Source organism: Deinococcus grandis, from assembly GCF_001485435.1.
GTDB lineage: Bacteria > Deinococcota > Deinococci > Deinococcales > Deinococcaceae > Deinococcus > Deinococcus grandis.
Map to the genome: position 1 here is coordinate 1,488,483 of NZ_BCMS01000001.1, position 19,223 is coordinate 1,507,705.

The 19,223-nt window shown below is 70.4% G+C and carries 16 protein-coding genes; 7 read left to right on the forward strand and 9 right to left on the reverse strand.

The features are described from left to right. Nucleotides 1–7: 7 nt before the first annotated feature. Both DEIGR_RS07380 and DEIGR_RS07385 read right to left on the reverse strand, forming a co-directional pair. Nucleotides 8–1,372: a low temperature requirement protein A gene (locus DEIGR_RS07380; RefSeq protein WP_322787156.1), complete on the reverse strand. Its 1,365-nt coding sequence runs from the start codon at nucleotides 1,370–1,372 to the stop codon at nucleotides 8–10. A 42-nt stretch (nucleotides 1,373–1,414) separates the two neighbouring features. Then, nucleotides 1,415–2,464 (reverse strand): LLM class flavin-dependent oxidoreductase, encoded by a 1,050-nt coding sequence (locus DEIGR_RS07385; RefSeq protein ID WP_058976385.1) that lies wholly within the window; start codon nucleotides 2,462–2,464, stop codon nucleotides 1,415–1,417. 166 nt (nucleotides 2,465–2,630) lie between these two features. On the opposite strand from DEIGR_RS07385, the gene glcF reads away from it, so the two are divergent. The 7 genes from glcF (at nucleotide 2,631) to DEIGR_RS07420 (ending at nucleotide 11,799) form a co-directional block, all read left to right on the forward strand. Then, nucleotides 2,631–3,908: a glycolate oxidase subunit GlcF gene (gene glcF, locus DEIGR_RS07390; RefSeq protein WP_058976386.1), complete on the forward strand. Its 1,278-nt coding sequence runs from the start codon at nucleotides 2,631–2,633 to the stop codon at nucleotides 3,906–3,908. A gap of 109 nt (nucleotides 3,909–4,017) precedes the next feature. After that, complete coding sequence (locus tag DEIGR_RS07395; RefSeq protein ID WP_058976387.1) at nucleotides 4,018–5,391, forward strand: FAD-binding oxidoreductase; 1,374 nt, start codon at nucleotides 4,018–4,020, stop codon at nucleotides 5,389–5,391. A gap of 60 nt (nucleotides 5,392–5,451) precedes the next feature. After that, on the forward strand, nucleotides 5,452–6,117 hold the full coding sequence (locus DEIGR_RS07400; RefSeq protein ID WP_407638333.1) for an FAD-binding oxidoreductase: 666 nt from the start codon (nucleotides 5,452–5,454) through the stop codon (nucleotides 6,115–6,117). Nucleotides 6,118–6,206: 89 nt separating this feature from the next. Continuing rightward, the gene (cpdB, locus tag DEIGR_RS07405; protein ID WP_269083791.1) at nucleotides 6,207–8,102 is read left to right on the forward strand and encodes a 2',3'-cyclic-nucleotide 2'-phosphodiesterase; all 1,896 of its coding nucleotides are present in this window, start codon (nucleotides 6,207–6,209) and stop codon (nucleotides 8,100–8,102) included. Nucleotides 8,103–8,470: 368 nt separating this feature from the next. Beyond that, nucleotides 8,471–9,730 carry an ABC transporter substrate-binding protein gene (locus DEIGR_RS07410; protein WP_058976389.1) on the forward strand — a complete coding sequence of 420 codons (1,260 nt, stop codon included), beginning with the start codon at nucleotides 8,471–8,473 and terminating at the stop codon, nucleotides 9,728–9,730. Between the two features lie 140 nt (nucleotides 9,731–9,870). Continuing rightward, nucleotides 9,871–10,800 carry a carbohydrate ABC transporter permease gene (locus tag DEIGR_RS07415; RefSeq protein WP_058976390.1) on the forward strand — a complete coding sequence of 310 codons (930 nt, stop codon included), beginning with the start codon at nucleotides 9,871–9,873 and terminating at the stop codon, nucleotides 10,798–10,800. Nucleotides 10,801–10,947: 147 nt separating this feature from the next. Continuing rightward, the gene (locus tag DEIGR_RS07420) at nucleotides 10,948–11,799 is read left to right on the forward strand and encodes a carbohydrate ABC transporter permease (RefSeq protein ID WP_058976391.1); all 852 of its coding nucleotides are present in this window, start codon (nucleotides 10,948–10,950) and stop codon (nucleotides 11,797–11,799) included. 116 nt (nucleotides 11,800–11,915) lie between these two features. On the opposite strand, the gene DEIGR_RS07425 is transcribed toward DEIGR_RS07420, so the two are convergent. The 7 genes from DEIGR_RS07425 to arsB form a co-directional block, all read right to left on the reverse strand. Next, nucleotides 11,916–13,286, reverse strand: a complete 1,371-nt coding sequence (locus DEIGR_RS07425) for a DUF2252 domain-containing protein (protein ID WP_058976392.1) — start codon at nucleotides 13,284–13,286, stop codon at nucleotides 11,916–11,918. 234 nt (nucleotides 13,287–13,520) lie between these two features. Next, a complete protein-coding gene (locus DEIGR_RS07430; RefSeq protein ID WP_058976393.1) occupies nucleotides 13,521–13,937 on the reverse strand; it encodes a hypothetical protein in 417 nt (138 codons plus the stop codon). Between the two features lie 21 nt (nucleotides 13,938–13,958). Next, a complete protein-coding gene (locus DEIGR_RS07435; protein WP_058976394.1) occupies nucleotides 13,959–15,734 on the reverse strand; it encodes an AlbA family DNA-binding domain-containing protein in 1,776 nt (591 codons plus the stop codon). Continuing rightward, the gene (locus tag DEIGR_RS07440; RefSeq protein WP_058976395.1) at nucleotides 15,731–16,243 is read right to left on the reverse strand and encodes a DUF3293 domain-containing protein; all 513 of its coding nucleotides are present in this window, start codon (nucleotides 16,241–16,243) and stop codon (nucleotides 15,731–15,733) included. Before DEIGR_RS07440 ends, DEIGR_RS07435 begins: the two co-directional genes overlap by 4 nt. A 12-nt stretch (nucleotides 16,244–16,255) precedes the next feature. After that, nucleotides 16,256–16,624 carry a hypothetical protein gene (locus tag DEIGR_RS07445; protein ID WP_058976396.1) on the reverse strand — a complete coding sequence of 123 codons (369 nt, stop codon included), beginning with the start codon at nucleotides 16,622–16,624 and terminating at the stop codon, nucleotides 16,256–16,258. Next, a complete protein-coding gene (truD, locus tag DEIGR_RS07450) occupies nucleotides 16,621–17,691 on the reverse strand; it encodes a tRNA pseudouridine(13) synthase TruD (protein WP_058976397.1) in 1,071 nt (356 codons plus the stop codon). The genes DEIGR_RS07445 and truD overlap by 4 nt, the downstream gene beginning before the upstream one ends. A 181-nt stretch (nucleotides 17,692–17,872) precedes the next feature. Beyond that, nucleotides 17,873–19,156 (reverse strand): arsenical efflux pump membrane protein ArsB, encoded by a 1,284-nt coding sequence (gene arsB, locus DEIGR_RS07455; protein WP_058976398.1) that lies wholly within the window; start codon nucleotides 19,154–19,156, stop codon nucleotides 17,873–17,875. Between the last annotated feature and the right edge of the window lie 67 nt (nucleotides 19,157–19,223).

The window sequence follows — 19,223 nt, forward strand, 5'->3', positions numbered from 1 at the left end:
TTCCCCCTCAAGTGTCCTGCGGCGGCACGGTCTCCCTCCCGCCCTGCCCCTGCGCCTCCAGAAACCAGTCGCCCAGCGCGATCAGCCAGATCAAAGCGGCACACCACCCCACCAGGGGCGCGGGCTGCCGCGTCACGAGCGGCAGCAGGGCCAGGACCGGCACGGTCAGCAGCCGGGTCCGCACTCCCCAGGTGAACGCCAGGGTCGGCTGGCGCGCCCCCACCCCCGTGGCGCACACCACCGACTCACACAGCAGGTACAGGGCCAGCGACCCGCCCAGCAGCCAGGCGACCGGAGCAAAGTGCCCCTCAGTCGCCCGGACCTGCACCAGACTGACTGCCACGCCCAGCGACGTGATCGTCAGCGTCAGCGGCAAGTGCACATACAGCCAGATCAGGTACGGTCGGCTGCGCCCCCGCCGCGCCAGGGCCCGCACGGCGTCGTCGTCCAGCCGGTCGAAGTACGTCCACCACACCCCCACCGCCAGCAGCACGCACAGGGCCGTCAGGCCCAGCGCCGCCGGGTCCAGTCGGCTGTCCAGCAGCCCGTGAGCCGCGCCGGTGAAGCTCTCGCCCAAGACGAGCAGGACGAACAGGCCGAACCGTTCCGGCAGGTGCGCCACGTGCGGCGGGAACTGCTCGTACAGCCGCCCCGCCCGTAGACTCGTGCCGATCTCCAGCGCCAGCCCCACCGTCCATACCCACGGCTTCCAGGCGTCCGGCAGGACCAGCGACACCCACCACAGGCTCAGGCCCACGCTGTGCCCCTGCACGAAATACCCCGTGAAGGTCGTCGCCTCCGGCACGAACCGTCCCGCCCGCACCAGTTCCAGCAGCTGCACCGTGCGGATCAGGGCGTAGCACGCGGCGAACAGGTCCGCGGCATGTCCCTCCACGCCCTGCCCGATGGCCGCTGCGACCCCTACCAGCGCCAGCAGCTGCGCCGCTCCGAACAACCGTTTCACGCGGTCGTCGTCACTGTCGAATCGGGTCGTGTAGTAGACCTCGTTCGTCCATGCCCACCAGACCGGCACGAACAGCAGCGCGAATTCACCCAGACCGGCCCAGTTCAGGTGCGCCGTCAGCCGGTGGGCCAGCTGAGCCACCACCACGACGAACACCAGGTCGTACAGCAGTTCCGCCAGGACGCCTGACGGTGACCTCGCTCGCGGTTGCGCAGACGGGGTCGGGAACGGGACGGGGCACTGGACATGCGTCCATGTTGACCCCGGGACCACACCGGGCACCAGTGCCGGACACTTCACGCATCCAGCCCCATCAGGCCCGGCCGCCGACGCAAGCCACAGGTCGGGATGCCATCCACCGTGTTGCCCCGCCGGACGGCGGCTTCCGTCCCTGATCTGGCCGGTCACCCCGCCGGAGGCGACCTGGTCCAGCTGGTCACGGTTCGCTGGTCAGGCGAGGGTGAGCGCTTCCGTCTCCTGCGCGCGGACGGCGTCCATGACCAGCTTCAGGGTGTCGCGGCGCTGGGCGGCGTCGGGGATGTTCAGGCTGACGATCACCTCGTCGGCGGCCGCGTCGCGGGCCAGGGCGTGCAGGCGCGCGGCGACGGTGGCGGGGTCGCCGATGATGGCGCGCCGCCGCATGGAGTCGGCCAGCGCGCGTTCCTGCGGGGTGTAGGGGTAGGCCTTGGCCTCGGCGACGGTGGGGTAGGGGGCGCTCTCGCCGCGCGTGAGGCGCAGGAACATCAGGCCCAGCGGCAGGCTGAGTTCCTCGGCTTCCTCGGCGGTGGGGGCGGTGACGACGCTCGCGGCGACGAGGACGCGCGCCTCGGGGAACGCGTCGGAGGGTTCGAAGGCGCGGCGGTACGCGTCGGCGGCGGCGCGGGCCTGCGCGGTGTCCGGGTTGATGTGCCACGCGAACGCCAGCCCCGCCCCGGCTTTCGCGGCGACGTGCGCGCCGTAGCCGCTGCTGCTCAGGATCCACAGCGGCGGGAACAGCCCCTCGCCTGCCGGGGCGGCCACCGTGCCCGCGAAGGGGTGCCCGGTGGGGTACTGCCCGGTGCCGAAGGCGATCAGGTCCGCGAGTTGCCGCTCGAAGGATTCCTCCATCAGGCCCTGTGCGCCCCGCAGGGCGCGGGCCGTGCGGCCGTCCGTGCCGGGGGCGCGGCCCAGGCCCAGGTCCACCCGGTCCGGCGCGAGGGCCGACAGCAGCCGGTAGCCTTCCGCGACGGCCAGCGGCGCGTGGTTGGGGAGCATCACGCCGCCCGAGCCCAGGCGGATGCGGCTGGTGCGCTGCGACGCGGCCGAGAGCACCGCGAGCGGCACGCTGGACGCCAGCGCGCCCATGTTGTGGTGCTCGGCCACCCAGTAGCGCGCGAACCCGGCGTCCTCGGCGGCCTTCGCGTACGCCAGCGCGGCCTCGACCGACTCGGCGGCGCTGGAGCCCAGCGGCACGGGCACGAGGTCGAGCACGGACAGCGGCAGGGGAGAGGACACACTCATGCCCGGCAGTGTGCGCCCCGCCGCGCGGGGAAAAGCTGCGCGTGCTCACGAACCCCGCGCCGTGTTTCCCGGTGGGGAACAGCTTCATCTGGCTAGTCGTCTGCGCCGCCGCGTTCCGCCTGTCCCGGCCACCCGCCTCTATCCTGTGCCCCATGAGCGTGGCTGCATGAACAACGACATTCCCGTGCAGGCCCTGGGCGGCCAGGGCGAGGTGATGGCGCACGCCGTGGACGCCTGCGTGCACTGCGGCTTCTGCCTGCCCGCCTGCCCCACGTACGCGCTGCTGGGCGACGAGATGGACAGCCCGCGCGGCCGCATCGTGCTGATGAAGGAGGTGCTCGAAGGCGGCCTGCCGCTGGCGGACGCCGCGCCGCACCTCGACCGCTGCCTGGGCTGCCAGGCGTGCGTGACCGCCTGCCCCAGCGGCGTCCCGTACGGCGAACTGATCACGGCGTTCCGCGGCTGGAGCGAACCGCAGCGTCAGCGCAGTGCGCTTGACCGCTCGAAACGCTGGGCGATCCTCAAGGCCCTGCCCGCACCGAAGCTGTTCAGCGTGGCGGCGCGAGTGGGGCAGTTCGCGAAGACGCTCGCGCCCGTGCTGCCCGCCGCGCTGCGCGGCCCGCTGGACCTGCTGCCCGAATCCGTGCCCGCCATGCAGCCCAGCCCGAAGGTCACGCCTGCGCGTGGCGTGCAGCGGGGCCGGGTGGCGTTCCTGGTCGGGTGCGCGCAGCAGGCGCTCGCGCCGAACTTCAACGCAGCGACCCTGCGCGTCCTGGCCCGCAACGGTATCGAGGTCGTCATTCCCGACGGGCAGGGCTGCTGCGGCGCCGCCGCGCTGCACACCGGCGCGCGGGACGAGGCGCTGAAACTGGTCCGCGCGAACCTCGACGCCTTCAACCCCGACGACTTCGACGCGATCCTCTCGAACGCCGCCGGGTGCGGCGCTGGCCTCAAGGAATACCCGATGGTCCTGCACGGCGAACCCGACGAGGCCCGCGCGAAAGCCTTCGCGGCGAAGGTCATGGACATCAGCGAGTACCTGAACACGCTGCTCCAGAACGGGGAACTGGAACCCCCGGTCCCCGCCAGCCGCCCGCTGACGGTCGCGTACCACGACGCCTGCCACCTCGCCCACGCGCAGGGCGTCCGCGCCGCCCCCCGCGCCCTGCTGCGCGCCATCCCCGGCGTCCGCGTGCTGGAAGTCCCGGAAGGCGACCTCTGCTGCGGCTCGGCCGGCACGTACAACCTCGAACAGCCCGACCTCGCCGGGCAGCTCGGGGCGCGCAAGGCGAAGAACATCCTCTCCACCACCCCGGACCTGATCGCCAGCGGGAACATCGGCTGCCACACCCAGATTCAGAGTCACGTCCGCCGCCAGGGCAGCCCCACGCCCGTCCTGCACACCATCGAGATCCTCGACCGGGCGTACCGGGGGGAACTGTGAGAGGGGAAGGTCAAAAGGTCAAAGGGGCGAAAGGTCGAAGGGTCAAAGGGATTGAGCTTTCCCCTGGACTCTCAGACTCTTGGACCCTCAGACCTCTGGGGAGCACAGCATGACCGCTTCGATTTCACTCGCGGCTGACCTGACCCGCGCGCTGGGGCCGCGCAAGGTGCTGTCGAACCTGTCCGAGCGGCTGAACTACCGCTACGACGCGATTCAGTTCGGGGCGACGCCGCTGGCGGTCGTGCTGCCCGAGAGCACCGAGGACGTCGTGGCGGCGGTGCGGGCGGCGCGGGCGGCGGGCGTGCCCATCGTGGGGCGAGGCGCGGCGAGTGGTCTGTCGGGCGGCGCGGCCCCACTGGAGCCGGGGCTGGTGATCTCGTTCACGCGCATGACCCGCCTGACCATTCACCCCGAGCGGCGCGAGGCGACCGCGCAGGCGGGCGTGGTCACGCTGGCCGTGACCGAGGCCGCGAGGCCGCACGGGCTGATCTACCCGCCGGATCCGGCGAGTTTCCGCACGAGTACCATCGGCGGGAACCTCGCGGAGAACGCGGGCGGCCCGATGTGCTTCAAGTACGGCGTGAGCGGCGATTACGTCCGCGCGCTGGAATTCGTGGACGCGGACGGCGAGGTGCACCACCTGACCCGCGATGTGTTCGACCTGGCGGGCCTGCTGATCGGTTCCGAGGGCACGCTGGGTCTGATCACCGAGGCGACGCTGCGCCTGATCCCCCCGCCGAAATTCACGCGGACGCTGATGGCGCACTTCCCGGAGGTCGGCGCGTGCGCCGAGGCGGTCAGCCGCGCCATCGCGGCGGGCGCGGTGCCCAGCAAACTGGAATTCATGGACCGCGCCTGCACGAACGCCGTCGAGGACTACCTGCACCTCGGCCTGCCCCGCGACGCGGAGGCGGTGCTGCTGGTGGACACCGACGGCGAGGATCTGGACACCGTGCAGGACGAGCTGCAGCTGGTCGAGGACGCCTGCGTGGCATCGGGCGGGACGGTGCGCCGCGCCGCGACGGACGACGAGGGCGCGCAGCTGTGGCGCGCGCGGCGCTCGGTGTCCCCCGCGCTGGGCCGCATCCGCCCGCAGCGCATGAACGAGGACATCGTCGTGCCCAGATCGGCCCTGCCGGACGTGGTCCGCGAGATCCGCGCGCTGGGCGACGCCAGTCCCTTCCGGCTGGTGCAGTTCGGGCACATCGGGGACGGGAACCTGCACCCGAACATCCTGTTCGACCCCCGCACCGAGGATGCGCACGCCGTGCACGAGCTGGCGCACCGGATCGCGCTGGTCGCCATCCGCCATGGCGGGGTCCTCAGCGGCGAGCACGGCATCGGCAGCATGAAACGCGACTTCATGACCGACGCCGTCGACCCCGACACCATGCAGGCCCTGCGCGGCGTGAAACGCGCCCTCGACCCGGGTGGCGCGCTGAACCCAGGCAAGATTCTTCCCGCGGAAGGAGTGGATGGTTGATGGTTGACCGTGGATGGAGGACCTTCGCCTTTCTCTCGACCATCGACCATCTCCCATCCTCTGCGCCGGAGGCGCCTCATGCCCATTCTTGACCTGTCTCCCGACGATCAGACGATCACCCTGACCGGCGAGGTCACGCTGCCCGAGGTGTACGCGGCGCTGCCCGCCGGGTTGTTCCCACCGTTCCCGAACGTGAACCTGCCGGGCGGCGTGGGCGGCCTGACCCTGAGGGGTGGTTTCGGGCAGACGTTCCCGTTCGCGTCGGACGTGCTGGGCGTGACCTTCCGCGCCGCGAGTGGCCGGGTGGTGCGCGCGGGGGGCCGCACCGTGAAGAACGTGCAGGGCTATGACCTGACCCGCCCTTTCGTTGGCAGTTTCGGCGTGCTGGGGGAACTGTTGGAGGTCACGTTGCGCCTGCGCCCCGGCCTGAGCGTCGGGCACGTGGTGCATCCCGCACCGCTGGGGCCCACCACGGCGCGCTTCACCTGGGCCGCGCCGGACGGCACGCACGTCATGCACTTCGGTCATGAACGCGAGGTCCGTGCGGTGCTGGGCCTCCCTGGCGCGGTTCCTGTCGTCACCCCACCCGATTACGCCCCGCTGTTCCCGCAGGGCATGGGCGTGGGGGAGGGCGGCGCGCTGCGTGACCTGCGCCTCGGCTGGCAGGACGGCGCGGCTGCCCCCGACGCTCCGGCGCTGTTCCGCACACTGGCCGCTAATCTCTAAAGAAGGGCTGAACCGGCTCTCATGACTGACCCGCTGCACACCAGCGGCGGGCGAATACACCCCTGACACTTTTCGCTATTCTGTCGGGCGTGCTGAAACAAATCTCCCTGTTGACCGCGCTGATGCTCGGCGCTGCCAGCGCGCAGACCGTCGAACTGCGCATCCTCGAAACCACCGACCTTCACACCGCCGCCAAGGGCTACGACTACTACCAGGACAAGCCCACGGGCGAGTTCGGCCTGGAGTACACCGCCACGCTGATCGCCAAGGCCCGCGCCGAGAAGGTCAACACGCTGCTGTTCGACAACGGCGACCTGATCCAGGGCAACCCGCTCGGCGACTACGCCGCGCGCGTCGCACCCATCAAGGACGGCGAACTGCACCCCATGCACCAGGCCATGCGCTCCCTGAAGTACGACGGCGCCACCCTGGGCAACCACGAATTCAACTACGGCCTGGACTACCTCGACCGCGTGCTGAAGTCCGCGCCCATGCCGTACGTGAACGCCAACGTCCTGAACATGGACGGCAGCAACAAGTACACCCCCTACGTTATCCAGCGCAAACTGGTCCGTGACACCCAGGGCCGCCCGTACTACATCAACGTCGGCGTGATCGGCTTCACGCCCCCCCAGATCGTCAACTGGGACAAGGCGTACCTCGACGGCAAGGTGCAGGTCATGGACATCGTCCAGAGCGCCCAGAAGTTCGTGCCTGACATGAAAGCCAGGGGCGCTGACATCATCGTCGCGCTGGCCCACACCGGCATCAACAGCGGCGCGTACACCCCCGGCCAGGAACAGGCCGGTGCGGAACTCACCAAGGTTCCCGGCCTGGACGTGATCCTGACCGGCCACAGCCACCTGGAATTCCCCGGCCCGGCCTACAAGGACGTCCCCGGCGTGAACCTCGCCAAGGGCACCATCAACGGCAAGGTCGTCCTGATGCCCGGCTTCTGGGGCAACAACCTCGGCGTCGCCGACCTGAAACTGAACTTCGACCGCAAGACCCAGAAGTGGACCATCCTGGACGCGCAGGGCGGCATCCGCCCCATCTGGGACAAGGCCGCCAAGAAGAGCCTCGTGACCGCCGACACGACCGTCGCCGCCGCCGTCGAGGGCGCGCACCAGGGCACCCTGGGCTACGTGCGCGGCAAGGTCGCCGACCTGACTGCCCCCATCAACTCCTACTGGGCGCTGACGCAGGACGACCCCAGCGTGCAGCTCGTCAGCAACGCGCAGATCGCGTACGTGAAGGCCGCGCTGAGCAGCACCCAGTACAAGGACCTGCCCGTCCTGTCCGCCGCCGCGCCCTTCAAGGCCGGGGGCCGCGCGGGTGTCAGCTACTACACCGACATCCCCGCCGGGACGCTGGCGATCAAGAACGTCGCCGACCTGTACGTGTACCCGAACACCGTGCAGGCCGTGCTCGTGACCGGCGCGCAGGTGCAGGAGTGGCTGGAGCGCAGCGCCGGGCAGTTCAAGCAGATCGACCCGAGCAAGGCCGAGCCGCAGGCACTGGTGGACGAGACCTTCCCCACCTACAACTTCGACGTGATCGACGGCGTGAGCTACGAGATCGACGTGACCCAGCCCAACCGCTACAACAGCAAGGGCGAGGTCGTGAACCCGAACGCGCGCCGCATCAAGAACCTGACGTTCATGGGCAAGCCCATCGACCCGGCCGCGCAGTTCGTGGTCGCCACGAACAACTACCGCGCCTCGGGCGGCGGGTCGTTCCCCGGCCTGAACGGCAAGAACATCATCCTGCAGGCGCCCGACGAGACCCGCGAGGCCCTCGTGAAGTACTTCAACGAGCAGAAGACCGTCAACCCCAGCGCCGACGGCAACTGGAAGCTGACGCCCATCCCCGGCGCGACCCTGCTGTACGCCAGCAGCCCCACCGCGCAGAAGTACGCGCCCGCGAACGCCACACTGGTCAAGACCCGCGACGACGGCTTCGCCGAGTACTACATCAAGTACTGATCCCCGGCGCCCCCTGCACCCCCGGCCACCGCTGGGGGTGTTTTCATACCGGACGCCCGGGGCGTGATCCCGGGACGCAGGTGAGGAGGGGGCGGCCCAGCGGGGGAGAGATCTGAATCGTTTTCGAACCCGGCGGCCGGTCTGTCGGTGGCCGCAGTGGGGTGCCTCCGCTGGGGGGGCTGGACAGGCCCGGAGGCTGTCCTGGTCGGCGTTTGTTAGAGGTTGCGAATTCTGGTCTCCAGGTGTTGGAACTGTTTCCATTGACAGCCTGAGAGCGGCGGTGTACGCTTGCCACACCAAGAACGAAACACGTGGAACCGCTTCACAGAAGCGGGCCGGGCCTGTCCGGCACCCACCAAGGGGGATGCATGAAGAAAGTCATCACACTCGTCAGCCTCAGCGCCGCCATCGCCTTCAGCAGCAACGCCAGCGCCGTCACCGTCACCCTCGCCTGCGGCGCCGTGGGCCAGGAACTCGAACTCTGCAAGGCCGGCGCCGCCCGCTGGGCCAAGAAGACCGGCAACGAAGTCAAGATCTTCGAGAGCCCCAACCTCACCAACGACCGCCTCGGCCTGTACCAGCAGCAGCTCGCCGCCAAGAGCAGCGACATCGACGTGTACCAGCTCGACGTCGTCTGGCCCGGCCTGCTCGCCCAGCACTTCGTGGACCTGAAAGGCAAGGTGCCCGCCGCTGAAGTCAACGCGCACTTCAAGGGCATCATCGACGCCAACACCGTCAACGGCAAACTGGTCGCCATGCCCTGGTTCACCGACGCCGGCCTGCTGTACTACCGCACCGACCTCCTGAAGAAGTACGGCTTCACCGCCGCCCCCAAAACCTGGACCGAGCTGGCCCTGATGGCCAAGAAGATCCAGACCGGCGAGCAGAAGACCAACAAGGCCTTCACCGGCTTCGTCTGGCAGGGCAAGAACTACGAAGGCCTGACCTGCGACGCCCTGGAATGGGTCGTCAGCTTCGGCGGCGGCACCATCGTCGACGCCACCGGCAAGGTCACCATCAACAACGCCCAGGCCGCCAAGGCCCTGGACACCGCCGCCAGCTGGATCAAGACCATCAGCCCCGCCGGCGTCACCACCTACGCCGAGGAAGAAGCCCGCGGCATCTTCCAGTCCGGCAACGCCGCCTTCATGCGCAACTGGCCCTACGCCTGGGCGCTCGGCCAGGGTGACGACAGCAAGGTCAAGGGCAAGATCGGCGTCGCGCCCCTGCCCAGCGGCGGCAGCCGCAACGCCGCCACCCTCGGCGGCTGGCAGCTCGGCGTGAGCAGCTACAGCAAGAACCAGGCCGCCGCCATCGACCTCGTGCGCTACCTCGCCGGTCCCGCCGAGCAGAAGATCCGCGCGATCGAAGGGGCCTACAACCCCACCATCCAGAGCCTCTACAAGGACAAGGACGTGCTTGCCAAGAACCCCTTCTTCGGCAGCCTGTACAGCGTCTTCACCAGCGCCGTCGCCCGTCCCTCCGGCCCCACCAAGGGCAAGTACAACCAGGTCTCCCAGGCCTTCAGCACCGCCGTCAGCGACGTCCTGAACGGCAAGATGAAAGGCCAGGCGGCCGTCGCCAAACTCGCGGGCGACCTGAACCGCATCAAGGGCCGCGGCTGGTAAACCCACCGCGCAGGGGAGGGGGGACGCCCACCACCAGGGGCGTCCCCCCTTGCCATTCCTGCCTTGCGAAAGCGTTCATCCCCGCTGAACGCCCACCCCCCGGCCTACACTGAACGCATTCCACAGGAGGTACACCCGGCATGACCGTGAACCCCACCGCGCCCACCCGGCCCGTCCGCACCCGCGGCATCGAAGCCGCCCGCGCCCGGCAGGCCATCTGGCTGCTGCTGCCCACCCTGATCGCCATCGCCCTGGTCGCCGGCTACCCGCTGTACCGCACCATCTACTTCTCGCTGTTCGAGGCGAACCTCACCACGCCCGACCAGCGGACCTTCATCGGCATGGGGAACTTCTGGTTCACCACCGAGGACGGCGTCGCCCTGGGCTTCCTGCAGGACCCCAAATGGTGGGGCGCCGTGAAGAACACCCTGCTGTTCACCGTCGTGTCCGTCACGCTGGAAACCATCTTCGGCATGATCATCGCGCTGGTCGTGAACAGCACCTTCAAGGGCCGCGGGATTCTCCGCACCGCCATGCTGGTCCCCTGGGCGATCCCCACCGTCGTGTCCGCGCAGATGTGGTCGTACCTGTACAACGACACCTTCGGCCTGATCGGCCGCGGCCTGCTCGGCGGCCAGGCGCTGCTCGCCAACACCGACAGCGCCATCTGGGCCCTGATCGCCGTGGACGTCTGGAAGACCACCAGCTTCATGGCGCTGCTGATCCTCGCGGGCCTGCAGAGCCTCCCCAGCGACATGTACGAGGCGGCCGACATGGACGGCGCGAGCAAATGGACGCAGTTCTGGCGCCTGACCCTCCCGCTGCTGCGCCCCGCGCTGCTCGTCGCGCTGGTCTTCCGCAGCCTGGACGCCCTACGCGTGTTCGACATCATGTCCGTGATGCTCGGCAACGTGAACGCCGCCGCGACCAGCATGACCGGCTACGCCCGGCAGGCCCTGATCGACAACTCGCTGCTCGGCTACGGCAGCGCCGTCAGTGTGGCGATCTTCGTGATCATCATGGTCATCGTCGTCATCTACGTCACCGCGTTCCGCGTGAAATTCGACTGATACGGATTCCGTTTGTTTCGCCAACAATCCGGAACTTCACCGGATTGCCGGCTGCACGTCCGGAACCCGTTTCTCTCCTTCTCGCATCCGCTCGGATTGAACGGGCTTTGCAGCCCATTCAATCGGAGTCCGTATGAGGGGACCGACATGAACCTGAAGACCAAGAACCCGGCCCTGTACTACCTGCAACGCGCGGCCTTCTACCTGCTCGTGCTGGTCATCGCCTTCTACCTGCTCGCCCCGTTCTTCTGGGCGGTCCTGACCAGCCTGCGCTCCCCCGGCGACCTGTTCCTGCAACCCGCGCAGTTCATCGCCGCCGAGACCACCTTCCAGAACTACACCCAGGTGTTCGCCAACCCGAACTTCCAGCGCGGCCTGCTGTACTCCCTGATCGTCGCCGTCGGCTCGGTCCTGATCAGCCTGCTGATCGGCTCGTTCGCCGCTTACGCCCTGGGCCGCTTCCGCTTCAAGGGCAAGCAGATCATCATGTACGTCATCCTGGCCGTCAGCGTCTTCCCGCAGATCGCCGTGCTGTCGGGCCTGTACACCCTGATCAGCGCCCTGGGCCTGTACAACAACCCCGTCGGCCTGATCCTCACGTACCTGATCTTCACCATCCCCTTCACCGTGTGGGTGCTGACCAGCTTCGTGCGCGACATTCCCGGCGAACTGGAAGAGGCGGCCCTGGTGGACGGCGCCAGTCCCCTCCAGACGCTGTTCCTCGTGCTGTTCCCCGTCATGATGCCCGCCCTGGTCACCACCGGCCTGCTGGCGTTCATCAACGCGTGGAACGAGTACCTGTTCGCCCTGACCTTCACCAGCACCAACCGCACCGTGCCGGTCGTGATCGCCAACTACTCCGGCGCCACGCAGTTCGACCAGCCGTGGGGTCAGATCATGGCCGCCAGCATCGTCGTGACCATCCCCCTGATCATCCTGGTGCTCGTGTTCCAGCGCAACATCGTGTCCGGCCTGACCGCCGGAGCCGTCAAAGGCTGACGCCCGCCAGGGGCACGATCAGGAACCCACCGAACCCAGACGGCAGAGGCCCCAGGGACTATCCCCCTGGGGCCTCTGCCTGTGAAGCCGGGGGAGGCTGCACGTCCCCGAACATTTCACGCCACAGGTTCGGCCTCCGCCTCCAGGTCACCCCGCACGATCGCCTGGGTCAGCGCGGCGTGATCCCGCTCGGCCTGATCGGCGTACGCCACCGCGAAGGCCGCCACCGCCTGATCGAAGGTCTCACGGCGGCCCAGGTACGCGCCCAGCGCCACCGCGTCCCCCGTGCGGGCGTGCGCGCGGGCCAGCGCCCAGCCGCACAGCTCGGCGATCTCCTCCAGCGTGCGCGGCGAGACCGACTGCAGGTCGAAGCGGCCCTTCTGGTCCCGCAGCTGCCGCACGTAACCGCAGAACCCGTCGCCCGCCGACCAGCCCAGGAACGGATCGGCCGCCGCCTGCATCAGCTGCTGGCCCCGCACGATCCGGTGCGCCGCGTTGCGCGCCAAGGTCGGCCCGGCGAACGGCTCCAGCACGCTCGGCCGCGCCTCCTTCACCTGCAGGAACAGCACGTCGTCCCCATCGGCGACCAGCAGCAGGACCAGCACCCGCCGCCCGCAACTGCCGACACCCGTGACCTTCAACGCCCAGTCCGCCAGGTGGTAGCGCGACAGCAGCTCCCGGCGGTCCGGCGCGACGCTGTCCAGGTAGTTCGCCCGCACGCCCGCCAGCATGACCTCCGCCTGCGGGTCAGGCGTGTGCACCAGCAGAGGCGGATCGTCCCGCAGACGCCAGCCGCCCGGCGTCCGCACCGCCAGCTTCTTCAGGGTGTGAAGGTGCGTGCGGGTACTGGCCTTCGCGAACATCGCCCGGCCGTGATCCCGCGCGTCGGCCGCCATGTCCGCCAGCGCCTCAGACGCGTCGATGCGGTCGTACCAGACGTCCAGGTGAGGCTGCCCCGCGTACTCGCGGACATGCAGGCGGTACGCCCGCGCCGCGCTGCGAGCGGCATACGCGGCGTCCGCCTCGCTGTGCCCCGCCTCACGCCCGGCCAGCACCAGACTGGCCGCCAGCCGCCGCACGTCCCACTCCCAGGGTGCCCGCAGCGTCTCGTCGAAATCGTTCAGGTCGAACACCAGATTCCGCTCGCCGGTCGCGAACGCCCCGAAGTTCGCGCAGTGGGCGTCCCCGCTGGCCTGCACCCGCTCGCCCGTCACCGGCGTGCCCGCCAGATCGGCCGCCATGAGTGCCGCCGTCCCCCGGAAGAACGCGAACGGACTGGCCACCATCCGCCCGAACCGCAGCGGGATCAGGTGCGTCATGCAGCCGTCCGTCCCCGCGCGCAGGGCGCTCAGCACCTGTTCAGGTCGCGGTCCGGGCGCCGTGAACAGCGCGTGGTCCCGCCGGGACAGCGTGCCGCGCAGCGCGCGCCCCCGCGCCCGCCTCTCGTCCCGGCCCGGCAACGGCACCGCAAAAAAAGGATCATGCATGGCCGCATCGTGGCACGCCAGGACAGGACGACACGTCACACGGGATTCAAGTGATCCCACGTCGTTCGGAGTCGCCCGGTGGCCCCCTCACCCTTCCGTCACTTCGCTCCTCCCTCCCTCTCTGCTGTGCAGCTCTCCGAGTCCCACAGGGGGAGAGGGGACAACGGAACGTGTTCAAGTCGGAAGCAAGTCAATTTAATCCCGTATCACACCTGCCGCCCCGGCGCACGACGGTCAGTTCAGGTGCGCGCCGTCCTCCTGCGCCCCCCCGTACATCTGGATCACGTCCCGCAGCAGCTGCCGCGCCAGCCGCAGCACGCTCTCCTCGGTCACGTCGTCCACCCGGAAGCCCTCGCCCAGCCCGTACTCACCGCGGAATGCGCCGTCCACCCGGCGCACCCGCACGAGCACCTCGCACAGGCCCAGCCGGTACCGGGCCGCGTGCCAGGAGCCCAGCGGCGCGGGCCGCAGGACCTCCTGCGGGTCCGGCGCCGGGTCCATGCTGACGTTGTTCAGCGGCAACCCCGGCCCGCTCGCGGCGCGCAGCGCGTGGTACAGCAGCGTCAGGAATCCCTCGCAGGCCTGCACCTCCGCCTGCCGGGCCTGCGCGCCGCGCCGGATCACCGCCTGCAACTCGTCGAAGGAACTCACGGGTCCGACTGTACCGCCCAATCAGCTGAGCAGTTCGTACGCCGCGTCGCGCGTTCCGGTCCCCAGCTTGCGCAGCAGGCCGTCCTGCACCAGTCGCCGCAGGGTCCGCCACGCCTGCTGCGTGGTGATGCCGCACGCCCCGCGCAGGTCCACGTTCCGCACCCGGCCGTGTTCGCGCGCCAGGGCCAGTGCGATCGCGCGGACCTCGGCCGTGTTCGGGCCACTGCTGTCAGATGGGCGGCGCGGAGCCCGCGCGACCTTCGGCGCGGCAGGCTGAACGGGTTCCGGCGCAGGCACGGGCGTCGCCGGGACCGCCACAGGGGCGACCACGGCAGCAGTGGCGGCCAGCGCGGGCGGCGCAGCCTCGATGACAGGCAGCGCCGGGCGGCCCAGCGCGCCCCGCACCTCGTCACTCAGGACGTACGCGATGCCGCGGCCCACCCCGGCGCGGCGGATCAGGCCGTGCTCCTCCATGCCGCGCAGCAGGCGTGGCGTGCGGTCCTCCGGGAGTTGCAACGCGCGGGCCAGCGCCGCGCGGGTCGCCTCACCCTCGCGCGCCAGCAGGCTCAGGACGATCAGGACGTCCAGCGAGAGCGTCTGCATGTCCTCCTGCTTGCGCGCCACGAAGCGCACGAACTCCGCGTCGAACCCCGGCGAGTGCAGCGCCAGAGTCACCGAATCCGGGTACGTGGTGTACTCCGGCGGTTCCTTCCCGTGCCGCAGCATCAGGGAGTACATCTTGTCCACGCCCACCCCGGCCCGCTCGACCAGCCCCAGGCGCGCCAGGGACTCCGCCAGCAGCGGATTGCGGCGCTTGGGCTGATGCCGCAGGATGTTCCCCGGCGTGATCCCACCCGGCAGCCCACCCGGGTTCATGATCTCCAGGCGGTCCGGGAAGTGATGCACGTGTACCGCGTCCCGCAGCGTGTAATCCCGGTGCGTCAGGGCGTTCAGGAGGGCCTCGCGGTACACGACCTCGTCCTGATCCCACACCTCGATGCGGAACAGGCCCACCTGAACCGGCGTGAAGCGGTTCCGGGCCTGGATCAGTTCCGCCAGTCGCGTCAGCAGCGCCGGAATGGGCCGCAGCAGGTCCTCCCGGAACTGGAACTCCACGTCGGTCGTCTGGTGGTGGTAGAAACACACCTCCGACTGCGGCACGTGCGCCCGCAGCGCCGCCGGGGTGCCCGCAAGCAGGATCGCCGCCAGCGTGGGCCGCAGCGCCCCGCCACTGGGAATCAGCAGGCCCAGTTCCCGCAGGAAATCCAGGTCCGGGAGGTTCGCCGCGCTCGCCCGGCGGCCCAGCCCGCGCAGCCGCGCGACCTCCGCCGGGTCCAGGTCCGCCAGGGACGCGTCCGGCGGGACGGTCGCCGTGAAATCCTGATCCGCGACCGGTTCCGACTCGCCCGGCGTGACCGGCACGAGATGCGCGCCGTCCCAGGTGATCACCGAGCCGTCCGGCGCGGCCAGCACGTACGGCGCGTGCGGCACGAACACCGCCAGCACCCGCGCCCCGCCCGGCAGGCGGTGATGCTGCACGTTCACCGTCAACCGCCCGCCGGACAGTTCGAAGATCGCGTGCGTGATCATCAGCGGATGCAACTCCCCCGCGTCCCGCGCGCTGCCGGACACGGCGTCCACACCGACCAGCACCGTCCCGCCCCGCGCGTTCGCGAGGCCCACCGCGTGCCGCGCCAGCCCCTCGGGCGTCACGTCCAGCGGCAGGTGAATGCAGGTGGGGCCCGGCGGGGGCAGCACCCCCAGCGGCGAGATGGCGTCGGTCGCGTCCAGCGTCACAATCCGGCAGTATAGCCACAATCCGCTGGACCGGGTGAATCCGCTCCGGGCGAATCGGCCCGGCGCAGCCACAGCCTCTCGATGCACAGCCGCTCGATCCGCAGCCCTGTGGGTGCGGTACGGTCGTCCAGCCACACCAGCGCCGCCCGCCCGCCCACGCCCCACACGACCGCCGCCTGCCCGAACCGGCGCCCCAGCCGCGCCGCCTCGCGCAGCGGCACCCCGCGCAGGATCAGCGTGTCCTCACGCCACCTGCCCTCCCCGTTCCAGCCGGGCAGGGGAGACCACCGCCCGACCTCCCCGGCCAGTTCAGCCTGCCGCCGCGCGTTCAGGCCCGCGTCCGCCATCCGGCCCGCCGGGTTCCACGCGGTCACGATCGCCCAGCATCCCCCCGGCGCGCTCCAGTCCGGCAGGACGCCCGGCGCGGCGTGACAGAGCCGCAGGCGCGCCCCGGCCCGCCCGTACGTGCTGCCCAGGAACGCGGCCCGCAGGTCCGGCGTGTCCGGCATCCGCCCCGGCCTCTACCGCGTGACGACGGCCTGCACGCTCAGGATCTGCGAGTTCTTCAGGCGGAACACCAGCCCCACCCGCTGCCCGACCTTGAACGTGCCGCCCAGCACCACCCGCGCCCGCGCGTCCGGGCCCAGCGTCAGCAGGCCGGGCACGGCGAGACTCGGGACGACCTTGCAGCGCGGCTCGCAGCGCATCAGGCGCGCGCGGCCCGAACTGCTCCAGACGCCCAGCAGCTCGTCCGGACGGGCCATTTTCAGTGTGCCGGACACCAGCACGCCCTCACGCAGCAGCTTCAGGGTGATCGGCTGCGGCGCGTTCGCCTGCGCCGCAGGGGACAGTGCCAGCAGCGCCGCGCACAAGAGGGTCCTGACGTTCATTCCGCTGCCTCCTCATCGCCCGTGCCGTCCAGTTCAGGCGCGGCGGCGTCCACGCTGGTCTTCATGACCTCGCGCAGCACACTCGTGGCGAAACTGCCCTTGGGCAGCGTGAACGACAGCGTGAAGCCGTCCTCCTCGGGCGTCACCTGCGCGTCCTGCGGGAACACCCGGGTCAGGCGGCGGTCCCCCTTGCGACTGCCGAACATCTCGGGCGTCAGGCCCAGTTCGTCCAGCACCGCGCGTTCCAGGTCACCGGCGTCCAGCGTCAGCGGTTTGACCTTCCGGCCGAACAGCGTGCCGGTGGCACTCACCTCGCCCCGCTGGGCACGCGGCGTCTCGGCGGCGGCGTCCTGCACGCTGAACACGCCGCCCGTGTCGTGCTTCTTCGCCATGTCCCCGGCCAGCAGCGCGTCGAACACGCCCCGGTCCAGGCGGCGGCTGACGAAGGCGTTGAACACCACGCTCTGCAGGGCGCTCGTCAGGAAGCGCCGCACCCGCGGGTCCCGGACGCGCGACTCGCCGCGCACGACGCGCAGGCCCTCCTCGGCGTTGACGCCGCCCAGCCCGAAGCGCTGCGGCCCGAAGTAGTTCGGCACGCCCCGCGCGACCAGCTCTGCCAGCGTCCCGGCGGCCTCGTCGGCCCGGCCCGCCGCGTCCCGTACCCGCACCCGGAAGCGATTGCCGCTCAGGTGCCCCATCGCCAGCTTGTTCCCGTGCCGCTGCGTGTCCAGCACGCGCACGCCGTCCATGCTGAACGCCGCGAGCCGCTCCTCGAACTTGACGGGCAGGCTGATCCACTGCGAGGTGACCGCGTGCCTATCCTTCAGACCTGCCACGCCCACGTCCCGGTCGCGCACGCCCAGCTGGGCGCTCAGCTCCCGCAGCACGTGCGCGGTCGTGTGGCCGGTCTTCTCCAGCTGCACGAACACGAAATCCCCCTCGCCACTCAGGGGGTAGGCGGGGAGTTCCTCCACGCGGAAATCCGACGGCTCACGCCTCAGGACGCCACCGGTACCCGGCCCGTCCGTGAGGGCACGCAGCGCCGACCAGTCAAACACCAGACTCACGATCCGCCCACCATATCCCGCCCCGCCAGAATCGATGTGAAATTTCCCGCATGGGCATGAGGTGGGCCTGCCGTGCGTCCCGGCGCGCCTCCACCCGCAGCGGCCCGCCCCGGAAGGCCCACACGCAGCCGCCCACGTGAACCAGATGAAGGAACCTTCACCCGACCAACCCGCCCGGCCGTCACCCCACGCTCAGGCGCACCCACAGCGCCAGCAGCCCCGCCAGCAGCACCGGTGGGGTCAGGCGCAGCCCGGCGCGCAGGTACTCGCCCCAGCCGACCTCCAGCCCCCGCCCGCGCAGGACGTGCAGCCACAGCAGCGTCGCCAGACTCCCGATCGGCGTGAGCTTCGGCCCGATATCCGCACCCACCACCGCGCCGAACACCAGCGCCTCACGCGCCGCGCCCTCCACGCCGCTGCCCTGGATGCCCAGGATCGCCGTGAGCAGCGCCGGGAGGTTGTTCAGCCCCGCGCTGAGCCCCGCCACGCTGAGGCCCGACGCGAACACCGCCGCGCCCGTCCCGTGCGCCGCCCAGCCCGAGAGCCACGCCCCGTACGCGCCGGTCACGCCCGCACCGCGCAGGCCGTACACCACCGTGTACATCGCCAGACTGAACGCCACCACGTTCCACGGCGCGGCCCGCAGCACCGCCCGCGTCCCCACGTGGGCGCTGCGCGCCGCGACCACCCACACCAGCCCCGCGCACACCGCCACGACCGCGCTGAGGGGCACGCCCACCCCCTCGGCCAGGAACGCCCCGGCCAGCAGCAGCGGCGTGACCAGCCAGCCCGCGCGGAACACGCCCCACGACCGCACCGCGCTGCCGGGCGCGGGCAGATCCGCCACGTCATACCGGCGCGGCGGGGTCCGCCCATAGAACAGCAGCAGCGTCCCCAGGCATGCCGCGACCACCACCAGATTCACGGGCAGCATCACGCCCGCGTACCCGCCGAAACTGATGCGGAACGCGTCCGCCGCGATGATGTTCGTCAGGTTGCTGATCGTCAGCGGCAGACTCGCCGCGTCCACCACGAACCCCACCGCCACCGCCAGCGTCAACGTCGCCGCGCGGCTCACGCGCAGCGCGCCCGCCAGTTCCAGCACGATCGGCGTGAGGATCAGCACCCCACCGTCGTTCGCGAACAGCGCCGCCACCACCGCGCACAGCCCCACCAGCAGCGCCAGCAGCCGCCGACCACTCCCGCCCCCCCAGCGCGCCACGTGCAGCGCCGCCCAGCGGAACAGCCCCGCCGCGTCCAGCAGCAGACTCAGGACGATCAGGCCCACCAGCGTCAGCGTGGCGTTCCACGTGGCGCCCCAGAGGGTGGGCAGGTCCGATAGGTGCACCACGCCCGCCAGCAGCGCCACCACCGCGCCCAGCGTCGCGGCGCGCGCCGCCCCCAGCCCACGCGGCTGCCAGACCACCAGCGCCACGGTTCCCAGCACGATCAGCACCGCCAACATGACGGGCACTCTAGCGGCCCGGGTGGCCAGGGACGGGGGTCCTCCCTTCATGAGTCAGGGAGGGTCG

What these genes read in the sequence shown, in the direction of transcription:
- DEIGR_RS07420 (WP_058976391.1), top strand. Translation starts at nt 10,948, where the DNA reads ATGAACCTGAAGACCAAGAACCCGGCCCTGTACTACCTGCAACGCGCG.
- DEIGR_RS07445 (WP_058976396.1), bottom strand. Translation starts at nt 16,624, where the DNA reads ATGAACGTCAGGACCCTCTTGTGCGCGGCGCTGCTGGCACTGTCCCCT.
- DEIGR_RS07385 (WP_058976385.1), bottom strand. Translation starts at nt 2,464, where the DNA reads ATGAGTGTGTCCTCTCCCCTGCCGCTGTCCGTGCTCGACCTCGTGCCC.
- DEIGR_RS07440 (WP_058976395.1), bottom strand. Translation starts at nt 16,243, where the DNA reads ATGCCGGACACGCCGGACCTGCGGGCCGCGTTCCTGGGCAGCACGTAC.
- arsB (WP_058976398.1), bottom strand. Translation starts at nt 19,156, where the DNA reads ATGTTGGCGGTGCTGATCGTGCTGGGAACCGTGGCGCTGGTGGTCTGG.
- DEIGR_RS07395 (WP_058976387.1), top strand. Translation starts at nt 4,018, where the DNA reads ATGACCGCTTCGATTTCACTCGCGGCTGACCTGACCCGCGCGCTGGGG.
- DEIGR_RS07425 (WP_058976392.1), bottom strand. Translation starts at nt 13,286, where the DNA reads ATGCATGATCCTTTTTTTGCGGTGCCGTTGCCGGGCCGGGACGAGAGG.
- glcF (WP_058976386.1), top strand. Translation starts at nt 2,631, where the DNA reads ATGAACAACGACATTCCCGTGCAGGCCCTGGGCGGCCAGGGCGAGGTG.
- DEIGR_RS07410 (WP_058976389.1), top strand. Translation starts at nt 8,471, where the DNA reads ATGAAGAAAGTCATCACACTCGTCAGCCTCAGCGCCGCCATCGCCTTC.
- DEIGR_RS07415 (WP_058976390.1), top strand. Translation starts at nt 9,871, where the DNA reads ATGACCGTGAACCCCACCGCGCCCACCCGGCCCGTCCGCACCCGCGGC.